Below are 17149 nucleotides of genomic sequence, written 5' to 3'. Positions count from 1 at the left end.
AATTTAGGGGCGTAGTTCAATTGGTAGAGCACCGGTCTCCAAAACCGGGTGTTGGGAGTTCGAGTCTCTCCGCCCCTGCCAGTTACCAATTAAGTAATAATAAAAGAAGTATCTATTGATAACCCGATTAGCTTAATCGGGTTTTTCTTTATTTATCTAATAGTAAATATAGAGTAACCTTTCCCCTATTTGCTAATTTTCATTTGATTTTAGCCAATCTACTATCCCACTGTTTTATATGCTTTAATTGTATTCATCATTTTAAATGTAAAAAATAAGCTCCCTGATTTATTTTTATCTCATCCAATCTTTTGACGTTCTTTATTAATAGTAAAAATAGGTGAGTTATTACTTACTGCTTATATCTTTTAATTACATTTACCACCTAAATGTATTGATGATATTACCTAATTGCCCGTCTAACTACCTTTCTATTTTATTTTCATTAGCTTATATACATTTTCACCTAATGAGTAAGTTGTTACTTGCTACTTTATATCCCTCAATAGTATTTGTGGGTTGAAAGATATTTTAATGCGCTCAATCTTTAATTTAGATAAATGTCGTATACCGAGAATTGCTGGCTTAGTTTTATTAATCTCAAAAAATCATTTTGTTTATATTGTATAAATAAATGCCGATGAGTTATTCGCGATTGGTATATCTTATTAAAAGAAAAAAGAAGCACCTATTAAGATCATTGCGCAGTGGAACATAGTTTGCTTATAAAGTAGTAGGAAGGTGAGTGAATTCTGTTACTCACCTTCTCCTTTTATTGTTCACTTAACTGTGCATTTTTTATTGGAGTTTTAATCAGTTGATTGATAAGAGCTTGCTGATCGTTTTTTTGGAGCCAGACTGCATACAAAGGTTTGTTTATTGAGGTTTCTGAGAGCGTTTTTAGGCCTGGATATTGATATACCCAATGAGCAGGTAAAAATGCCGCTGAAAGCGATACAGGAAGTAATTGGCGGGTAATATGGGCAGAGGTCGTGATCATTACGGGTGTATCATCTTGGGTTAGTGATGGTTCATTTTTGGGATGGAAATCAACCCCCCATTCTAGCTTTATAAAATTATATTTTGTTAATGCAATATTTTTTTGGGAAGCCATGAGCTGTAAATCAATCGTACCGATGATTGTGCTTTCAAACTCATCCATTTTTGGGGGCTCCGTTGCAATTAATAAATCTAATTCTCTAGAATGTAGTTGTTTAACGAGAGACTGACGTGTTGAAACCCTAGCTTCGAGCCGTAGTTCATCATGTTGATTATAAAGTTCTTCTACCCAGTCTGTTAAATAACCTTCCCAAAGTGAAGCTGTAGCACCAATAGAAAGCTCTGTGTGTTGTGAGGCATGAGATATTTCTTTTTTAGCTTGCAACCAGGTATTCATTAATGATTCAGCATATGGAACAAGCCTTTCACCCGCAGCTGTTAACCGGATATTGTTTCTATGTCTTGTAAATAAGCTTGTACCTAGTTGTGTTTCTAATTGTCTAATACGAAAGCTAACTGCTGATTGCGTTAAATAGAGTGATTCTGCGGCTCTACCGAAGTGCCTAGTCTTACTGACCTCTAAAAAAGTTCTCAATAACTCGCTGTCCACATGCATCTCCAATTATTTTTGTCGTGATGATTTAAATGTTTTGTTTTACAGATTGTCAATGCTGTCTAATACTCCGCGCCATATAGAGTTTGACTGTAATAAGTTAGGAGTGTGTCAGATGGCAGATAGCTTCATCACGACTAATCGTTTTTTTGATAATAAACATTACCCACGTGGCTTTTCTCGTCATGGTGATTTCACCATCAAAGAAGCTCAGTTGCTAGAACGTCTCGGCCAAGCTTTTAATGAGCTTGATATAGGTAAACGCGAACCTCAAACAGAAGAAGAAAAACTTTTCGTCGCTGTATGCCGTGGTGAGCGTGAACCTGCTACCCCAGAAGAAAAAGTTTGGGCAAAATATTCTAGCCGTATTAACCGTCCAAAACGTTTCCATACCTTATCTGGCGGTAAACCGCAGATAGATCCATCGGAAGACTACACTGATACAGATGATTAATATCATCATCGTATGATAAGAGGGACTACGGTCCCTTTATTTTTACGAAATAATAAAGTAGTTATCTGTCCATTCTTCTCAGCTTACTTGTTTTTGCAAATGAAGCAATAACTTATCCATCGCTCGATACCCTAGAGCTTCTAATAAGTCAGAACGTTCGATAGTTTCTACGGCATTAAGGTCGGCTATTGTTCTGGCAACCCTTAATATTCTGTGCCAAGCTCGGATAGAAAGACCTAACTTATTTAATGCATGCTCTAAGAATAACGCATCTTTTGCGGTTAGTAGGCAAAAATGTGTGGTTTCTCTTGGCGTTAGTAAACTATTAATTTTTCCGGCTCGCCTAAGTTGCCTATTTCTGGCTTCGATAACTCTTTGTCTGACGTGTTCACTTGTTTCACCTTGATTAGTTTGGCTACTCAATGAACCGAGAGGTAACAATGGAATTTCTATAGAGAGATCAAACCGGTCAATAAAAGGCCCTGATATGCGTGAAAGGTAACGTAGGATACGGGATGGGGCTGAACGGCTCATTTCTCCTTGATAATGACCTGTTGGGCTAGGATTTAGGGCTGCAACTAACTGAAAACTTGCAGGATAGCAAACTTTTGCTTTTGCTCGAGAAATACTAATTTTTCGGGATTCTAGAGGTTCTCGTAAAGAATCGAGTACTGAGCGGCTAAATTCTGGTAATTCATCTAAAAATAAAACACCATGATGTGCAAGTGAGATCTCGCCCGGTTTGGGAAGGGAGCCTCCTCCAATTAAAGCTGCAATTGATGCGCTATGATGAGGGGCTCTAAAAGGCCTTATCGGCCAATTCATGTCTTCTTTTGTATTTTCACTCAAGCTATGTAATGAAGCAACTTCTAACGCTTCCTGAGAGGTTAATGGGGGAAGTAAAGTCATTAGCCGACTGGCTAACATCGTTTTTCCTGTTCCTGGCGGACCCAATAAGAGTAAATTATGCCCACCAGCAGCACAGATTTCTAATGCCCGTTTACCATGTTCTTGGCCAATGATATCGTTAATATCACCTTCTTGTTTGATTGAGATAGGTGCTTGGTGGATTTGTTGATTACAACGCAATGTGTTTTTGTTATGTAAAAAGTGACAAAGCTCTAATAAGGATGTTGCGAAATAAACGCTATTATCTGGGAGTAGGCCTAATTGGTGTTGATTCTCCATAGATAGTATTAAAGAACGTTGTTGTTTTAATGCTGATTGAGCCGCAGGAATAGCACTGCTGACATAGCGAACATCGCCAGATAAAGCAAGTTCACCTAAAAATTCATACTGTTTTAATGGCTCGTGGGGGAGCTGTCCTGATGATGCGAGTATGGCAATCGCGATTGCAAGATCATACCGACCACTTTCTTTTGGTAAGTCAGCTGGGGCTAAATTAACCGTCATTTTTTTAGCTGGATATTCAAATCCGCTATTTAGTAGAGCGCTTCGAACTCTATCTCTTGCTTCTTTTACGGCCGTTTCTGGTAGCCCAACGAGTGTTAAACCTGGGAGCCCATTACTAATATGTGCTTCAACAGTAACAAGAGGTGCTTCTAACCCAATTGATGCTCTAGTGTAAACAATCGCTAATGTCATGAGCCCTCCAATATTATTTACAGAGTAATATTCTGCTAAAAATAATTTGATTTATCTTGAATAGATAACATGTTTGCGAAGCCGCTCGATAATTTAATTACTTAGTTGCTGAGTTGTTTCAATTTACTACGAGTAGCGTCGAATGGCGGTTATAACTGGGATTGTGTTAGTTTTATGAAGCGTGGATACTGTACTGAGCTTGGTTATTCGTAAGAAAAAGTAATTAATTACGTGGTGTGAGTTTTCATGGTGCCAAATGACTAATATGGATGATGTGGCTGATTATGCTATGTATTCTATTGGATTTTACTGAGGAATGGCTGTTTAAGTAGTTTATAATGCTAATTTAATTTTTACTGTATGATTTTAAAGTAATTTAATGTTTTGAAAATAAATAAATTAAATAAAAGTTGTCAAAACGCCTTTAAAATGATAACTCTAAATAATAGATAATTAAGAATATTGAAAAAGTAAAACACATGAACGCATTTATCCAAGCAGTTAGCCTAATTATTATTAGCGTGGTGGTGATTATTATCCCACCGTGCGGGGCTGCACTTGGACGACGAAGGCTAAAATAACAGCCAGATCTCACGAGAACCCCGCACCGAAAGGCGCGGGGTTTTTTTTGATATAAATGTTGATTGATGCAAGCACACTAAATAAAACATAACAAATACAAATAGATAAAGTAGACAGACAGGAGATAAAGCATGAACGGAGCACAATGGTTAGTTCAAGCATTGCGAACACAGGGAGTTGATACCGTATTTGGGTATCCTGGTGGCGCAATTATGCCAGTTTATGACGCATTGTATGATGGCGGAGTTGAGCATTTGTTGTGTAGACATGAGCAAGGGGCTGTAATCGCGGCAATTGGTTATGCACGTTCAACAGGAAAGACAGGGGTGTGTATTGCAACATCTGGCCCTGGCGCAACAAATGTTATCACGGGGCTCGCGGACGCATTATTAGACTCTGTTCCTGTTGTCGCCATTACTGGTCAAGTCGCTTCTGAATTTATCGGAACTGATGCCTTTCAAGAAATCGACGTCTTGGGGTTGTCTTTAGCTTGTACTAAGCACAGTTTTTTGGTTGAAGACATCGAGGATTTACCTCGCATTCTTGCTGAGGCTTTCGCAATCGCAAATAGTGGGCGGCCAGGCCCTGTACTGATTGATATTCCGAAAGATATTCAGCTACAACACGCTGAGTTGTCTCCGTTTTTAATGCCGGTAGAGCAAGAAGTCACGTCACCTTTATCCGAAATCCAACAGGCAAGAATGCTATTAGAACAATCAGAAAAGCCTATGTTGTACGTTGGTGGCGGTGTTGGAATGTCAGGTGCTGTAAAAGAATTGCGTGAATTTATTGAGTTTACAGGTATTCCTTCAGTTGCAACATTAAAAGGGCTTGGTGCTGTGAGCCCTTTAGATGAAAACTATTTAGGCATGTTAGGTATGCATGGTACTAAAGCAGCCAATATTTCTGTGCAACGCTGTGACTTACTCATCGCTGTTGGTGCTCGTTTTGATGATAGGGTAACAGGTAAGTTAAATACTTTTGCACCGAACGCCAAAGTGATTCATATCGATATAGACCATGTAGAATTGGACAAGTTACGTCAAACGCATGTTGCGTTGCATGGTGATGCAAAAGTATTACTACCTGAATTAATGCTTAAAAAATCAATAGCACCTTGGCAGCAGGAAGTTCAGCAACTTAAAAAAGAATTCGGTTGGCGTTATGACCATCCTGGTGAGCCTATTTATGCACCACTGTTACTGAAACAACTGTCGGATAAAATGCAGCCAAATACGGTTGTTACTACCGATGTAGGGCAACACCAAATGTGGTCGGCACAACATATCACCGTTGATGGCCCTGAAAATTTCTTAACCTCAAGTGGGCTTGGAACCATGGGGTTTGGTATCCCTGCGGCAATTGGGGCACAGGTTGCTAGGCCTGAAGATACGGTTGTTTGTGTATCAGGAGATGGCTCATTCATGATGAATGTCCAAGAGCTGGGAACCATCAAACGTAAGCAACTTCCTGTAAAAATTCTTTTAATCGATAACCAGCGCTTAGGCATGGTTCGCCAGTGGCAAGAACTGTTTTTCGAACAGCGTTATAGCGAAACTATTTTAACAGACAACCCTGATTTTGTGGCATTAGCCAGCGCGTTTGGTATTAAAGGCCAACGGATCACAGATAAGTCGGAAGTTAATGCGGCATTAGATGAATTACTTAATAGCGAAGGTGCCTATTTATTACAGGTATCAATTAATGAACTAGAAAACGTCTGGCCGTTGGTTCCGCCTGGGGCTAGTAATGAAAAAATGATGGAGAAACCATTATGATGCAACACCAAATCTCGATATTGGCCCGTTTCCGTCCTGAGGTTTTAGAGCGTATATTAAGGGTCACTCGCCATCGTGGATTTCGTATTAATGCCATGAATATGGGGCAATCGACAGACGGCGACAATGTTAATATTGAACTTACTGTAAGTAGTCAAAGGCCATTAACCCAGCTTTGTGCACAGTTAACCAAGCTTTCAGACATTACAGAAGTTGAAGTACTACAACAAGAATCACGACTATTACGCACACAAAGTGCAATGTAAGGAATATACAAATGACTAAGAAAGCTGACTTTATTTGGTTTAACGGTGAAATGACGCCATGGGCTGATGCAAAGGTTCATGTTATGTCTCATGCTCTGCACTATGGTACATCAGTGTTTGAAGGTGTCCGTTGTTATGACTCGCACAAAGGTCCTGTGGTCTTCCGCCACCGTGAGCATATGCAACGTTTGCATGATTCAGCAAAAATTTACCGTATGCCTGTCAGCTACAGCGTGGAAGAGTTAATGGAAGCATGTCGTGCAACTCTGCGTAAAAATAACTTAGTCAGTGCGTATATTCGTCCATTAGTGTTTATTGGTGATGTTGGTATGGGTGTTAACCCGCCAGACGGTTATAACACCGATGTGATTTTAGCCGCTTTTCCATGGGGAGCGTATTTAGGTGAAGAAGCGTTAGACCAAGGTATTGATGCGATGGTCTCTTCTTGGAATCGTGTTGCACCAAACACCATTCCTACAGGGGCAAAAGCAGGTGGCAACTATTTATCTTCTCTACTAGTTGGTAGCGAAGCTCGTCGCCATGGTTACCAAGAAGGTATTGCATTAGATGTTCACGGATATCTCTCCGAAGGTGCTGGGGAAAATATTTTTGAGGTGAAAGATGGCATCCTGTATACACCTCCGTTCACATCATCTGCATTACCAGGTATTACGCGTGATGCAATTTTAACTTTAGCAAAAGATTTGGGTATCGAAGTACGTGAGCAAACACTATCACGTGAATCTCTCTATCTTGCTGATGAAGTCTTCATGACAGGAACTGCTGCAGAGATCACTCCGGTTCGTAGTGTTGATGGTATCCAAGTTGGCATTGGCCGTTGTGGCCTAGTAACCAAGCAAATTCAGCAGGCATTCTTTGGCTTATTTGATGGTACAACAGAAGATAAATGGGGCTGGTTAGATCCAGTAAACCCTTAATAATTAAATTTAAATAGATGTTACGGGCGGACGTTCCCCGCCTGTTTTAAACACGGGAGTTAAAGATATGCCTAAGTACCGTTCAGCAACAACAACTCATGGTCGTAATATGGCTGGGGCTCGTGCATTATGGCGTGCAACAGGCATGACCGATGCTGATTTTGGAAAGCCCATTATTGCTGTTGTTAACTCATTCACACAGTTTGTTCCAGGCCACGTACATTTACGTGATTTAGGCAAATTAGTTGCAGAGCAAATTGAAAATGCAGGTGGTGTTGCGAAAGAGTTTAATACAATCGCTGTTGACGATGGGATTGCCATGGGACATGGCGGAATGCTGTATTCCTTACCTTCCCGTGAATTAATTGCGGACTCGGTTGAATATATGGTGAACGCACACTGTGCGGATGCCATGGTGTGTATTTCAAACTGCGATAAAATCACCCCAGGCATGTTGATGGCGTCATTACGCCTGAATATTCCGGTTATTTTTGTTTCGGGTGGCCCAATGGAAGCAGGGAAAACCAAGCTTTCAGACCAAATCATCAAGCTCGATTTAGTTGATGCCATGATTCAAGGGGCAAACCCTAATGTGAGTGATGCAGATAGTGAGCAAATAGAACGTTCAGCATGCCCAACGTGTGGCTCTTGCTCAGGAATGTTTACTGCAAACTCAATGAACTGCTTAACTGAGGCGCTTGGGTTATCTCAGCCAGGAAATGGCTCATTATTAGCGACTCACGCAGACCGCGAAACTTTATTTATCAATGCAGGTAAGCGGATTGTTGAATTAACCAAACGCTATTACGAACAAGATGATGAAAGTGCGTTACCACGCAATATCGCTAATAAATCTGCATTTGAAAATGCGATGACGTTGGATATTGCCATGGGTGGTTCAACTAACACTGTCCTGCATTTACTTGCAGCTGCTCAAGAAGCAGAGATCGATTTCACCATGGATGATATCGACCGTTTATCACGTAAAGTCCCACATTTGTGTAAGGTTGCACCGAGTACACAAAAATATCACATGGAAGATGTTCACCGTGCAGGTGGTGTCATCGGTATTTTAGGTGAACTGAGCCGTGCAGGTTTATTGCAAGAAAACGTGACAAATATTTTAGGTCTAAGCTTCCAAGAAACATTAGCGCAATATGATGTGATGTTAACAAAGGATGAGGCCGTTAAATCGATGTTTTCCGCGGGCCCTGCTGGGATCCGTACAACAAAAGCCTTTTCACAAAATTGCCGTTGGCCATCATTGGATACTGACCGTGAAAATGGGTGTATCCGTAGTATTGAGCATGCGTATAGTTTGGATGGGGGACTAGCTGTCCTGTCTGGAAATATTGCAGAAGATGGTTGTATTGTTAAAACCGCAGGGGTTGATGAAGGCAGCTTAACTTTCCGTGGTCCTGCGAAAGTCTTTGAAAGCCAAGATGATGCTGTTGAGTCGATCCTCGGTGGAAAAGTTGTTGAAGGCGATGTTGTCGTTATTCGCTATGAAGGGCCTAAGGGTGGTCCGGGCATGCAAGAAATGCTATACCCAACCTCATACCTGAAATCAATGGGATTAGGCAAAAGCTGTGCATTGATAACGGATGGTCGCTTCTCTGGCGGTAGCTCAGGCCTTTCTATTGGTCACATTTCACCAGAAGCAGCGAGTGGTGGCTTACTCGCATTAGTTCAGGATGGCGATATCATTGATATCGATATTCCAAAGAGAATGATGGTATTGGATGTGAGTGAAAGCGAACTGAATCAACGCCGTGAAGCGGAATTAGCTCGAGGCGATAAAGCTTACACCCCGCGTAACCGTCAGCGTGAGGTTTCTTTTGCTCTGCGCGCTTATGCTTCATTGGCGACGAGTGCAGACAAAGGTGCTGTTCGTGACAAGTCGAAATTAGGGGGCTGATTGTGGCAGCAGCAAAACCATTACCGGTTGCCCCAACCGGAGCAGATTACTTAAAAGCGGCGCTGAGTGCGCCGGTTTATGAAGCTGCGCAAGTCACGCCTCTTCAACAGATGGATAAAATATCTTCACGCTTGGGAAATACCATTTTGGTCAAGCGTGAAGATAGGCAGCCAGTACATAGCTTTAAGCTTCGTGGGGCTTACGCCATGATTGCGAGTTTAACCGAAGAGCAAAAAAGCAAAGGTGTGGTGACAGCTTCTGCGGGGAACCACGCTCAAGGCGTTGCATTATCAGCAAATCGTGTTGGTGTGAAAGCAAAAATAGTCATGCCAGTTGCGACAGCGGATATCAAAGTGGATGCAGTACGAAGCTTTGGTGGCGAAGCTATTTTACATGGCGCTAATTTTGATGAAGCGAAAGCGAAAGCCATTGCAATGGCCGCAGAGGATGGCTATACCTTCGTTCCACCTTTTGATCATCCTTCGGTGATTGCAGGGCAAGCTACGATAGCTCTTGAACTATTGCAACAAGATGTCCATTTAGATCGAATTTTTATTCCTGTAGGTGGCGGTGGGTTAATTGCAGGTGTTGCTGTGATTATCAAGCAATTAATGCCTGAAATTAAAATCATTGGTGTGGAGTCTGAAGATGCGGCTTGTTTAAAAGCCGCGTTAGAGGCTGGGCATCCTGTTGATTTACCCCGTGTTGGCTTATTTGCCGAAGGTGTGGCAGTAAAGCGTATTGGCGATGAAACCTTCAGATTGTGCCAGCAATATGTTGACGATGTGATCACTGTTGACAGTGACTCCATTTGCGCTGCATTGAAAGATATTTTTGAAGATGTCCGTGCCATAGCTGAGCCTTCAGGCGCTTTGGCATTGGCCGGGTTGAAAAAATATGTACAGCAGCACAACATCAAAGGTGAACGTTTAGCGCATATTTTATCCGGTGCGAATATGAATTTCCATGGGCTCCGTTATGTTTCTGAACGCTGTGAAATTGGTGAACAACGAGAAGCTTTACTTGCAGTCACCATTCCTGAGCAAAAAGGGAGTTTCTTACGTTTTTGCCAGTTATTAGGCCATCGAGCCATTACGGAGTTTAACTATCGTTATACGGATGCGGACCCTGATCGCGCATGTATTTTTGTTGGGGTGCGTTTAAGTGGCTGTGATGGCGAGCGCTCGGAGATTATCCAAGAGCTTAGAAGTAACGGCTATGAAGTCGATGATTTATCAGATGATGAAATGGCAAAACTTCATGTGCGTTACATGATTGGTGGACGTCCATCAAAGCCATTAGACGAAAGGTTATATAGCTTTGAATTTCCAGAGTCTCCAGGTGCATTGTTGAGATTCTTAGAAACACTCGGGACTCATTGGAATATTACGTTATTTCATTATCGCAGCCATGGTACAGATTATGGGCGAGTGCTGGCGGCATTTGAATTGTCTGGGCCAGAAGTACGTTTTGATAGGCATCTTGATGCGCTAGGTTATGAATATCATGATGAAACAGGAAACCCCTCTTTCCGTTTTTTCTTAGCGCCACAAGATAACCAAAGAACTTTAGATTGAATTGTCTGGGAGTAACTCCCAAAACGCTTTAATTAATGGTTCACTCAGGCGTTTGCTTAATAGGCAAACGCCGAGCTCAAAAGGTTCTACCATTGAAATATTATCGAGCTGTGAAATACGGCTACGTACGGGTTCTGGGCTGTTATCAACAACCACACTGGGAATTAAGGCGATACCGCACCCCAAAGCCACCATTGACACAATAGCTTCATGGCCTGAGACCGTCGCATAAATGACAGGGTTATTGATATTGTGGCGACGGAACCAGAGTTCGATACGTTTACGAGATGGGCCGTGCTCCGGCAGGATAAAAGGGACGGTAGTCCAATCCGGTTTAGCCTCTGTTACCATGCTTCGTACTGCACAGGGTAGTGATGGAGCAATCAAAACGAGAGGGATTTCGCCGATTTTTGCAAAACGGACGTTATCGGGTAAGCGCTCGGGTTTCCCTGCAATACCAAGATCAGCCTCATGAGTTTCTATTTTTTCAACGGCATCAGCTGCGTCCCCTGTCGTGAGTTTAATTTCAACTAATGGATGTAGCGCACGGAATTTATCTAATACTTCGGGTAAATGACTATAAGCTGCCGTAACTGAGCAAAAAAGATGCAACTCCCCACTGAGTGATGGGCTTTGCTGATTGAGAGCATGTTGCAGCTGTTGATATTGCAATAATGTTTGTTGGGCAAATTGCTTAAGGTGTTCCCCTGCTTGAGTCAATTTGACTGAGCGGTTATCTCGTACAAATAGCGGATGACCAAGCTGTTCTTCGAGACGTTGTATTTGGCGAGACAATGTGGAAGGACTGACATGCATCGCTTTAGATGTGCGCCCGAAGTGGCAGCTTTGTGCTAAATGCAAAAAAAGCTTGAGATCACGAATGTCCATTTTGCCCTCTAATAACATAATTAATGATGTTGCAGATATTGCAACATTGTATTGTTAATATATCAATTTAAGCAATGCGAAACATCGCATATAGTAAATCCATAAACGCTCAAAAATGAGCGACAGGCAAAATCATTGCCTGACATAACGAACACAACAGAACAATGGAGTATGACAATGGCGAATTATTTTAACACATTGAATTTACGTGAGCAGTTAGCTCAATTAGGTAAGTGCCGTTTTATGCAGCGCGAAGAATTTGCGGATGAAGCGGGCTTCCTGAAAGGTAAAAAAATCGTCATCGTCGGTTGTGGAGCACAAGGTTTGAACCAAGGCCTGAATATGCGTGACTCAGGTTTAGATATTGCTTATGCATTACGTGATGAAGCAATTGCAGAGAAACGTGCTTCATGGCGTAAAGCGACAGAAAATGGGTTCAAAGTTGGCACTTATGAAGAATTGATCCCTACTGCTGATTTGGTTGTTAACTTAACGCCAGACAAACAACATTCAACCGTTGTTCGCGCTGTTCAGCCTATGATGAAACAAGGTGCAGCACTGGGTTATTCACATGGCTTTAACATTGTTGAAGTTGGCGAAGAAATTCGTAAAGACATTACTGTTGTGATGGTAGCGCCAAAATGCCCAGGTACCGAAGTTCGCGAAGAATACAAGCGCGGTTTTGGTGTTCCAACTCTGATTGCAGTACACCCAGAAAATGACCCGAAAGGTGAGGGGATGGCGATTGCGAAAGCATGGGCGGCAGCAACTGGTGGCCACCGTGCAGGTGTTCTGGAGTCTTCGTTTGTTGCAGAAGTTAAGTCTGACTTGATGGGCGAGCAAACTATTCTGTGTGGTATGTTACAAGCAGGCGCATTACTGAGCTACGACAAAATGGTTGCTGACGGTGTTGAGCCGGGCTACGCAGGTAAATTAATTCAGTTTGGTTGGGAAACTATCACCGAAGCGCTGAAACAAGGTGGTATCACGCTGATGATGGACCGCTTGTCTAACCCTGCAAAAGTTCGTGCTTATGCACTATCTGAGCAACTGAAAACTATCATGGCGCCATTGTTCCAAAAACATATGGATGACATCATTTCAGGTGAATTTTCTGCAACCATGATGGCAGACTGGGCAAATGATGATAAAAACTTGCTGACATGGCGTGAAGAGACAGGCAAAACAGCATTCGAAAATTACCCTGACTATGAAGGGAAAATTGCGGAACAAGAATACTTTGACCACGGTGTTTTGTTAGTTGCTATGGTTAAAGCGGGCGTTGAATTAGCGTTCGATACGATGTTAGAAGCGGGTATCTTAGAAGAGTCGGCTTACTATGAGTCACTGCATGAGTTACCACTGATTGCAAATACCATCGCTCGTAAACGTTTATATGAAATGAACGTAGTTATCTCTGATACTGCGGAATATGGTAACTATCTGTTCTCATTCGCAGTTGTACCAATGTTGAAAGATTTCATGACGAAATTACAAGCAGGAGATTTAGCGAAGCCAGTTGCAGATAATGGCACTGATAACGCACAGTTACGTGATATCAACGAAGCTATCCGTAACCATCCTATCGAGAAAATCGGTAAGACGTTACGTGGTTATATGACGGATATGAAGAAGATTGCGGTCGGCTAACTCATTTTTCGTCACTCTTCGCGTGATAGGCGCGTTGGCTGCACTCGGTTACCCAAGTCACATATTTGTGTATGCTCCTTGGGATAACCTCCTTTGCCGCCTTCCTCTAACGCGAATAGCTTAGAAAAATGCATTGATGTTATAAAAGAAAAATAACAAAACCACATCTTTCGGATGAATGATGTGGTTTTTTGTTTTTTATAAATAGAGAAGATCGTTGCTCAAGAGTTGGGTCGGTTTCTGCTACAATCTGTAGCGAATTCCTTTTTGAATAACTAAGTGACGTAGAAAACCATGCGATTAAACCCAAGCCAACAACAGGCAGTTGAATTTGTCGATGGCCCGTGCCTTGTATTGGCGGGGGCCGGGTCAGGTAAAACGCGCGTTATCACGAATAAAATTGCGCATTTAATTCGTCAATGCGGTTATCAACCTCGGCAAATTGCAGCGGTGACTTTCACCAATAAAGCGGCACGGGAAATGAAAGAACGCGTGGCTCAAACCTTGGGTAAAAAAGAAGCACGCGGCTTGATCATATCCACCTTCCATACATTAGGGTTGGAAATCATTAAGCGTGAATATAAAGCACTAGGTATCAAAGCCAACTTTTCACTATTTGACGACCAAGATCAGATGGCGTTGCTGAAAGAACTTACTTTTGATTTATTAGAAGAAGATAAGGATTTACTCAAACAGTTGATCTCAGCGATCTCAAATTGGAAAAATGATCTTATCTCGCCACAACAAGTGATAGGCCAGGCTCGGGGTGAAAAAGAGCATCACTTTGCGGAGTGTTATCGCCGCTATGAACTTCATCTGAAAAGTTGCAATGTATTGGATTTTGACGATTTAATCAGCAAACCTACCTTGTTGTTATACCAAAATGAAGAAGTTCGCGAGCGCTGGCAGCAAAAAATTCGTTACTTGCTGGTGGACGAATACCAAGATACCAATACGAGCCAATATCAGTTGGTTAAATTGCTAGTGGGGCAGCGAGCAAGGTTTACGGTTGTGGGGGATGACGATCAGTCAATCTATTCATGGCGTGGAGCAAGGCCGCAAAACTTGGTTTTATTGAATCAAGATTTCCCTAAATTAAATGTCATTAAGCTTGAGCAAAATTACCGTTCATCCGAACGAATTTTAAAAGCGGCGAATATTTTAATTGCCAATAATCCTCATGTATTTGAAAAAAAATTATTTTCTGAATTAGGGTATGGAGCGCCACTTCGGGTTCTTACCGCAAATAATGAAGACCATGAAGCCGAAAGAGTGATTGGGGAGCTTATCGCACATCACTTTATTAATAAAACGGAATATAAAGATTACGCCATTTTGTATCGCGGTAACCATCAATCACGTATTTTTGAAAAAATGTTGATGCAAAATCGTATTCCGTATCGAATTTCAGGGGGGACTTCGTTTTTCTCTCGCCCTGAAATTAAAGACTTATTAGCCTATTTGCGGGTATTAACGAACCCTGAAGATGACAGCGCTTTTTTACGTATAGTAAATACTCCACGTCGAGAGATTGGCCCTAAAACTATCCAAAAACTTGGGGAGTGGGCAAATCAGCGCGGTAAAAGTTTATATCAAGCCAGTTTTGATTTAGGGCTTGAACAAGTCTTAAAAGGCAAAGGACTAGAAGCATTACAGCGTTTCACTCATTGGATGGACAGTATTGTACGAACATCGGAGCGTGAACCTTTAATTGCGGTGCGTGACTTACTGCGTGAAATGGATTATGAAAGCTGGCTATATGAAACGTCGACCAGTACTAAAGCTGCCGAAATGAGAATGAAAAACGTCAACCAATTGTTCACATGGATGAGTGAAATGGTTGAAGGCGATGAGCTCAATGACCCAATGACATTGAGCCAAGTGGTTACACGTTTTACGCTGCGCGATATGATGGAGCGTGGTGAGGATGATGAAGAATCAGATCAAGTTCAGCTCATGACGTTACATGCCTCTAAAGGCCTTGAATTTCCTTATGTTTTTTTGGTTGGCATGGAGGAAGGACTGCTGCCACATCAAAGTAGTATTGATGAAAACAATATTGATGAAGAACGCCGTTTAGCTTATGTAGGAATTACGCGGGCACAAAGAGAATTATTCTTTTCTCATTGTCGTGAGCGTCGCCAATATGGTGAATTGATCCGTCCTGAATTAAGCCGTTTTCTCTTTGAATTGCCTCAAGATGATTTACAATGGGAGCAGCAGCGTAAAGTGGTTAGTGCGCAGGAGCGTATGCAGAAGGGGCAATCAGCTTTAGCCGATATTAAAGCGCGCTTAGGGTTAAATAAAAAAAGTGAGTAACCACAACTAATTGAATTTCCACACTAGAGTAGATCTAGTGTGGAAAATATCATCAATTTGAACTATTACGTTCTTCCAGCTCTAAAATCCAATTTACATAGCCCTGCCATTGAACTTCTTGCTGTAAATTTTCCGCTCGTAGAGGGTGATCGGATAACCAACGATAAGGCAGCATGATGGTTAACCTTTGTGCATTCACATTAAGCCTTAGTGCAGGCAAGGTGTCATCACGTCTACGGCTTGCAAAAATAATGGCGAGGCGAAGTAAACGACATAAATTATATGCATGCTGCATAGGGAGCGCATTTTGTTGACTTAATGGTGTTAAATCAACAGGGCCTTGCTGGTTTATCAATAATGCAGCAAGTAACCGCTTTTGAGCTGGGGTGAAGCCAGGTAAATCAAGGTGTGTTATGAGGTAGCTAGCGTGCTCGGGGCCCTTACGGAAGTCAACACTCAAGCCAATTTCATGTAAGGCGCATGCACTGGATAGTAAATCGCGACAACGTGTATCTAATCCCCAATCTTTCGCGACTTGTAAATAAAAATATTCTGCAAGTTGACGAACTCGGCCTGCTTGTTCGATATCGACTTGGAAGCGTCGCTGAATATTGCGAACGGTACGTGCACGAATATCCTGCTCAATAGGCAGCTGTAGCATGCCGTAGACAAGCCCTTCACGAAGTGCTCCGCCAGCGAGTGTCATGTTATCAATTTCTAATGCTTCAAAGATAGCGATCAAAATAGATAATCCGCTTGGAAAAACAAGAGCACGCTCGAAGGTTAGGCCGTCAATTTCAAGCTCTTCAAGTTTTTGGCATTGAATGGCTTTGCGCTTAAGCTGTTGTAATTTAGAAAGAGTGATCAGTTCATCCATGCCTTGGGCAATCATGATTTCCTGAATCGCTTGTACGGTACCGGATGCACCAACACAAATCTTCCACCCATGTGTCTTGAGTGTATCTGCAATAGGGGCGATGACATTATGGGCAGCGGCTTGAGCCGCTGAGAAGTTTTCTTCTGTTAAACTTCTATCACCAAAGTAGCGTTCAAGCCAAGTTACACAACCCATTTCAAGACTATAGAGCTGCTCCGCCTTAGCACCTGTACCTGTAACTAGCTCAGTGCTTCCTCCACCAATATCAACCACTAAGCGTTGATCTGGTCCGCCAGTTGTATGTGCAACACCTTGATAAATTAAGCGAGCTTCTTCTTCTCCTTGAATGACTTTTACAGGGTTTCCTAAAATTTGGCTGGCTTTTTCGATGAAAATATCGGCATTTTTAGCTAAACGCAAAGTCGCAGTTGCGACAACACGAATTTGTGTATTCGGAATATCTTGTAAGTGTTCCGAAAACAGGCGTAAACATTGCCAGCCTCGCTCCATTGCTTGCTCAGAAAGCAGGTTGTTATTGTCTAAACCTGCGGCAAGACGAACTTTGCGCTTAACCCTAGAGATTACCTGAATGCTACCAGCAGTTTCACGTACGACTAGCATATGAAAACTGTTTGAGCCTAAATCGATGGCGGCATAAAGAGAAGAAGATTTCAGCATATCGTTT

At 42.1% G+C, this 17149-nt stretch carries 13 protein-coding genes and 1 tRNA gene; 10 read left to right on the top strand and 4 right to left on the bottom strand.

Annotated features, from left to right (window positions below; translation table 11 throughout):
- The first annotated feature begins 5 nt into the window (after window positions 1-5).
- Window positions 6-81: transfer RNA gene (locus PSE60_RS03685), tRNA-Trp, on the top strand.
- Window positions 82-772: 691 nt separating this feature from the next.
- Here PSE60_RS03685 and hdfR read toward each other — a convergent pair.
- Complete coding sequence (gene hdfR / locus PSE60_RS03680) at window positions 773-1615, bottom strand: HTH-type transcriptional regulator HdfR (protein ID WP_042851484.1); 843 nt, start codon at window positions 1613-1615, stop codon at window positions 773-775.
- 112 nt (window positions 1616-1727) lie between these two features.
- Between hdfR and PSE60_RS03675 the strand changes: the two genes are divergently transcribed.
- A complete protein-coding gene (locus PSE60_RS03675) occupies window positions 1728-2066 on the top strand; it encodes a DUF413 domain-containing protein (RefSeq protein WP_004907240.1) in 339 nt (112 codons plus the stop codon).
- A gap of 78 nt (window positions 2067-2144) precedes the next feature.
- Here PSE60_RS03675 and PSE60_RS03670 read toward each other — a convergent pair whose 3' ends face one another.
- The gene (locus PSE60_RS03670; protein WP_210840419.1) at window positions 2145-3671 is read right to left on the bottom strand and encodes a YifB family Mg chelatase-like AAA ATPase; all 1527 of its coding nucleotides are present in this window, start codon (window positions 3669-3671) and stop codon (window positions 2145-2147) included.
- Between the two features lie 479 nt (window positions 3672-4150).
- On the opposite strand from PSE60_RS03670, the gene ilvL reads away from it, so the two are divergent.
- The 6 genes from ilvL to ilvA all read left to right on the top strand — a co-directional run bounded on the left by ilvL (window position 4151) and on the right by ilvA (window position 10730).
- Window positions 4151-4252, top strand: a complete 102-nt coding sequence (gene ilvL, locus PSE60_RS03665; RefSeq protein ID WP_071524553.1) for an ilv operon leader peptide — start codon at window positions 4151-4153, stop codon at window positions 4250-4252.
- A 132-nt stretch (window positions 4253-4384) separates the two neighbouring features.
- Window positions 4385-6031, top strand: a complete 1647-nt coding sequence (gene ilvG / locus PSE60_RS03660; RefSeq protein ID WP_004907245.1) for an acetolactate synthase 2 catalytic subunit — start codon at window positions 4385-4387, stop codon at window positions 6029-6031.
- Window positions 6028-6297 carry an acetolactate synthase 2 small subunit gene (ilvM, locus tag PSE60_RS03655; RefSeq protein ID WP_004907250.1) on the top strand — a complete coding sequence of 90 codons (270 nt, stop codon included), beginning with the start codon at window positions 6028-6030 and terminating at the stop codon, window positions 6295-6297. Before ilvG ends, ilvM begins: the two co-directional genes overlap by 4 nt.
- A gap of 11 nt (window positions 6298-6308) precedes the next feature.
- Window positions 6309-7235 carry a branched-chain amino acid transaminase gene (locus PSE60_RS03650; protein ID WP_272664595.1) on the top strand — a complete coding sequence of 309 codons (927 nt, stop codon included), beginning with the start codon at window positions 6309-6311 and terminating at the stop codon, window positions 7233-7235.
- Window positions 7236-7302: 67 nt separating this feature from the next.
- Entirely contained in the window at window positions 7303-9153 is a 1851-nt protein-coding gene (gene ilvD, locus PSE60_RS03645; RefSeq protein ID WP_272664594.1) for a dihydroxy-acid dehydratase, read from the top strand.
- 2 nt (window positions 9154-9155) lie between these two features.
- Window positions 9156-10730, top strand: a complete 1575-nt coding sequence (ilvA, locus tag PSE60_RS03640; RefSeq protein WP_272664593.1) for a threonine ammonia-lyase, biosynthetic — start codon at window positions 9156-9158, stop codon at window positions 10728-10730.
- On the opposite strand, the gene ilvY is transcribed toward ilvA, so the two are convergent.
- The gene (gene ilvY / locus PSE60_RS03635) at window positions 10722-11618 is read right to left on the bottom strand and encodes an HTH-type transcriptional activator IlvY (protein WP_210839249.1); all 897 of its coding nucleotides are present in this window, start codon (window positions 11616-11618) and stop codon (window positions 10722-10724) included. The two genes, ilvA and ilvY, sit on opposite strands and share 9 nt — an antisense overlap.
- 177 nt (window positions 11619-11795) lie before the next feature.
- Here ilvY and ilvC point away from each other — a divergent pair, with 177 nt between their 5' ends.
- Together ilvC and rep are read left to right on the top strand one after the other, a co-directional pair.
- Window positions 11796-13268, top strand: coding sequence for a ketol-acid reductoisomerase (gene ilvC, locus PSE60_RS03630; RefSeq protein ID WP_210839251.1), 1473 nt, complete (start codon window positions 11796-11798; stop codon window positions 13266-13268).
- Between the two features lie 294 nt (window positions 13269-13562).
- Window positions 13563-15587, top strand: a complete 2025-nt coding sequence (gene rep, locus PSE60_RS03625) for a DNA helicase Rep (RefSeq protein WP_272664592.1) — start codon at window positions 13563-13565, stop codon at window positions 15585-15587.
- A gap of 52 nt (window positions 15588-15639) precedes the next feature.
- Here rep and gppA read toward each other — a convergent pair whose 3' ends face one another.
- Window positions 15640-17142 carry a guanosine-5'-triphosphate,3'-diphosphate diphosphatase gene (gene gppA / locus PSE60_RS03620; protein ID WP_272664591.1) on the bottom strand — a complete coding sequence of 501 codons (1503 nt, stop codon included), beginning with the start codon at window positions 17140-17142 and terminating at the stop codon, window positions 15640-15642.
- Window positions 17143-17149 lie beyond the last annotated feature (7 nt).

It is taken from the genome of Providencia sp. PROV174, from assembly GCF_028480685.1.
GTDB lineage: Bacteria > Pseudomonadota > Gammaproteobacteria > Enterobacterales > Enterobacteriaceae > Providencia > Providencia rettgeri.
Note: the sequence above shows the minus strand (reverse complement) of the source record. Positions and strands in the feature narration are given on the sequence as shown.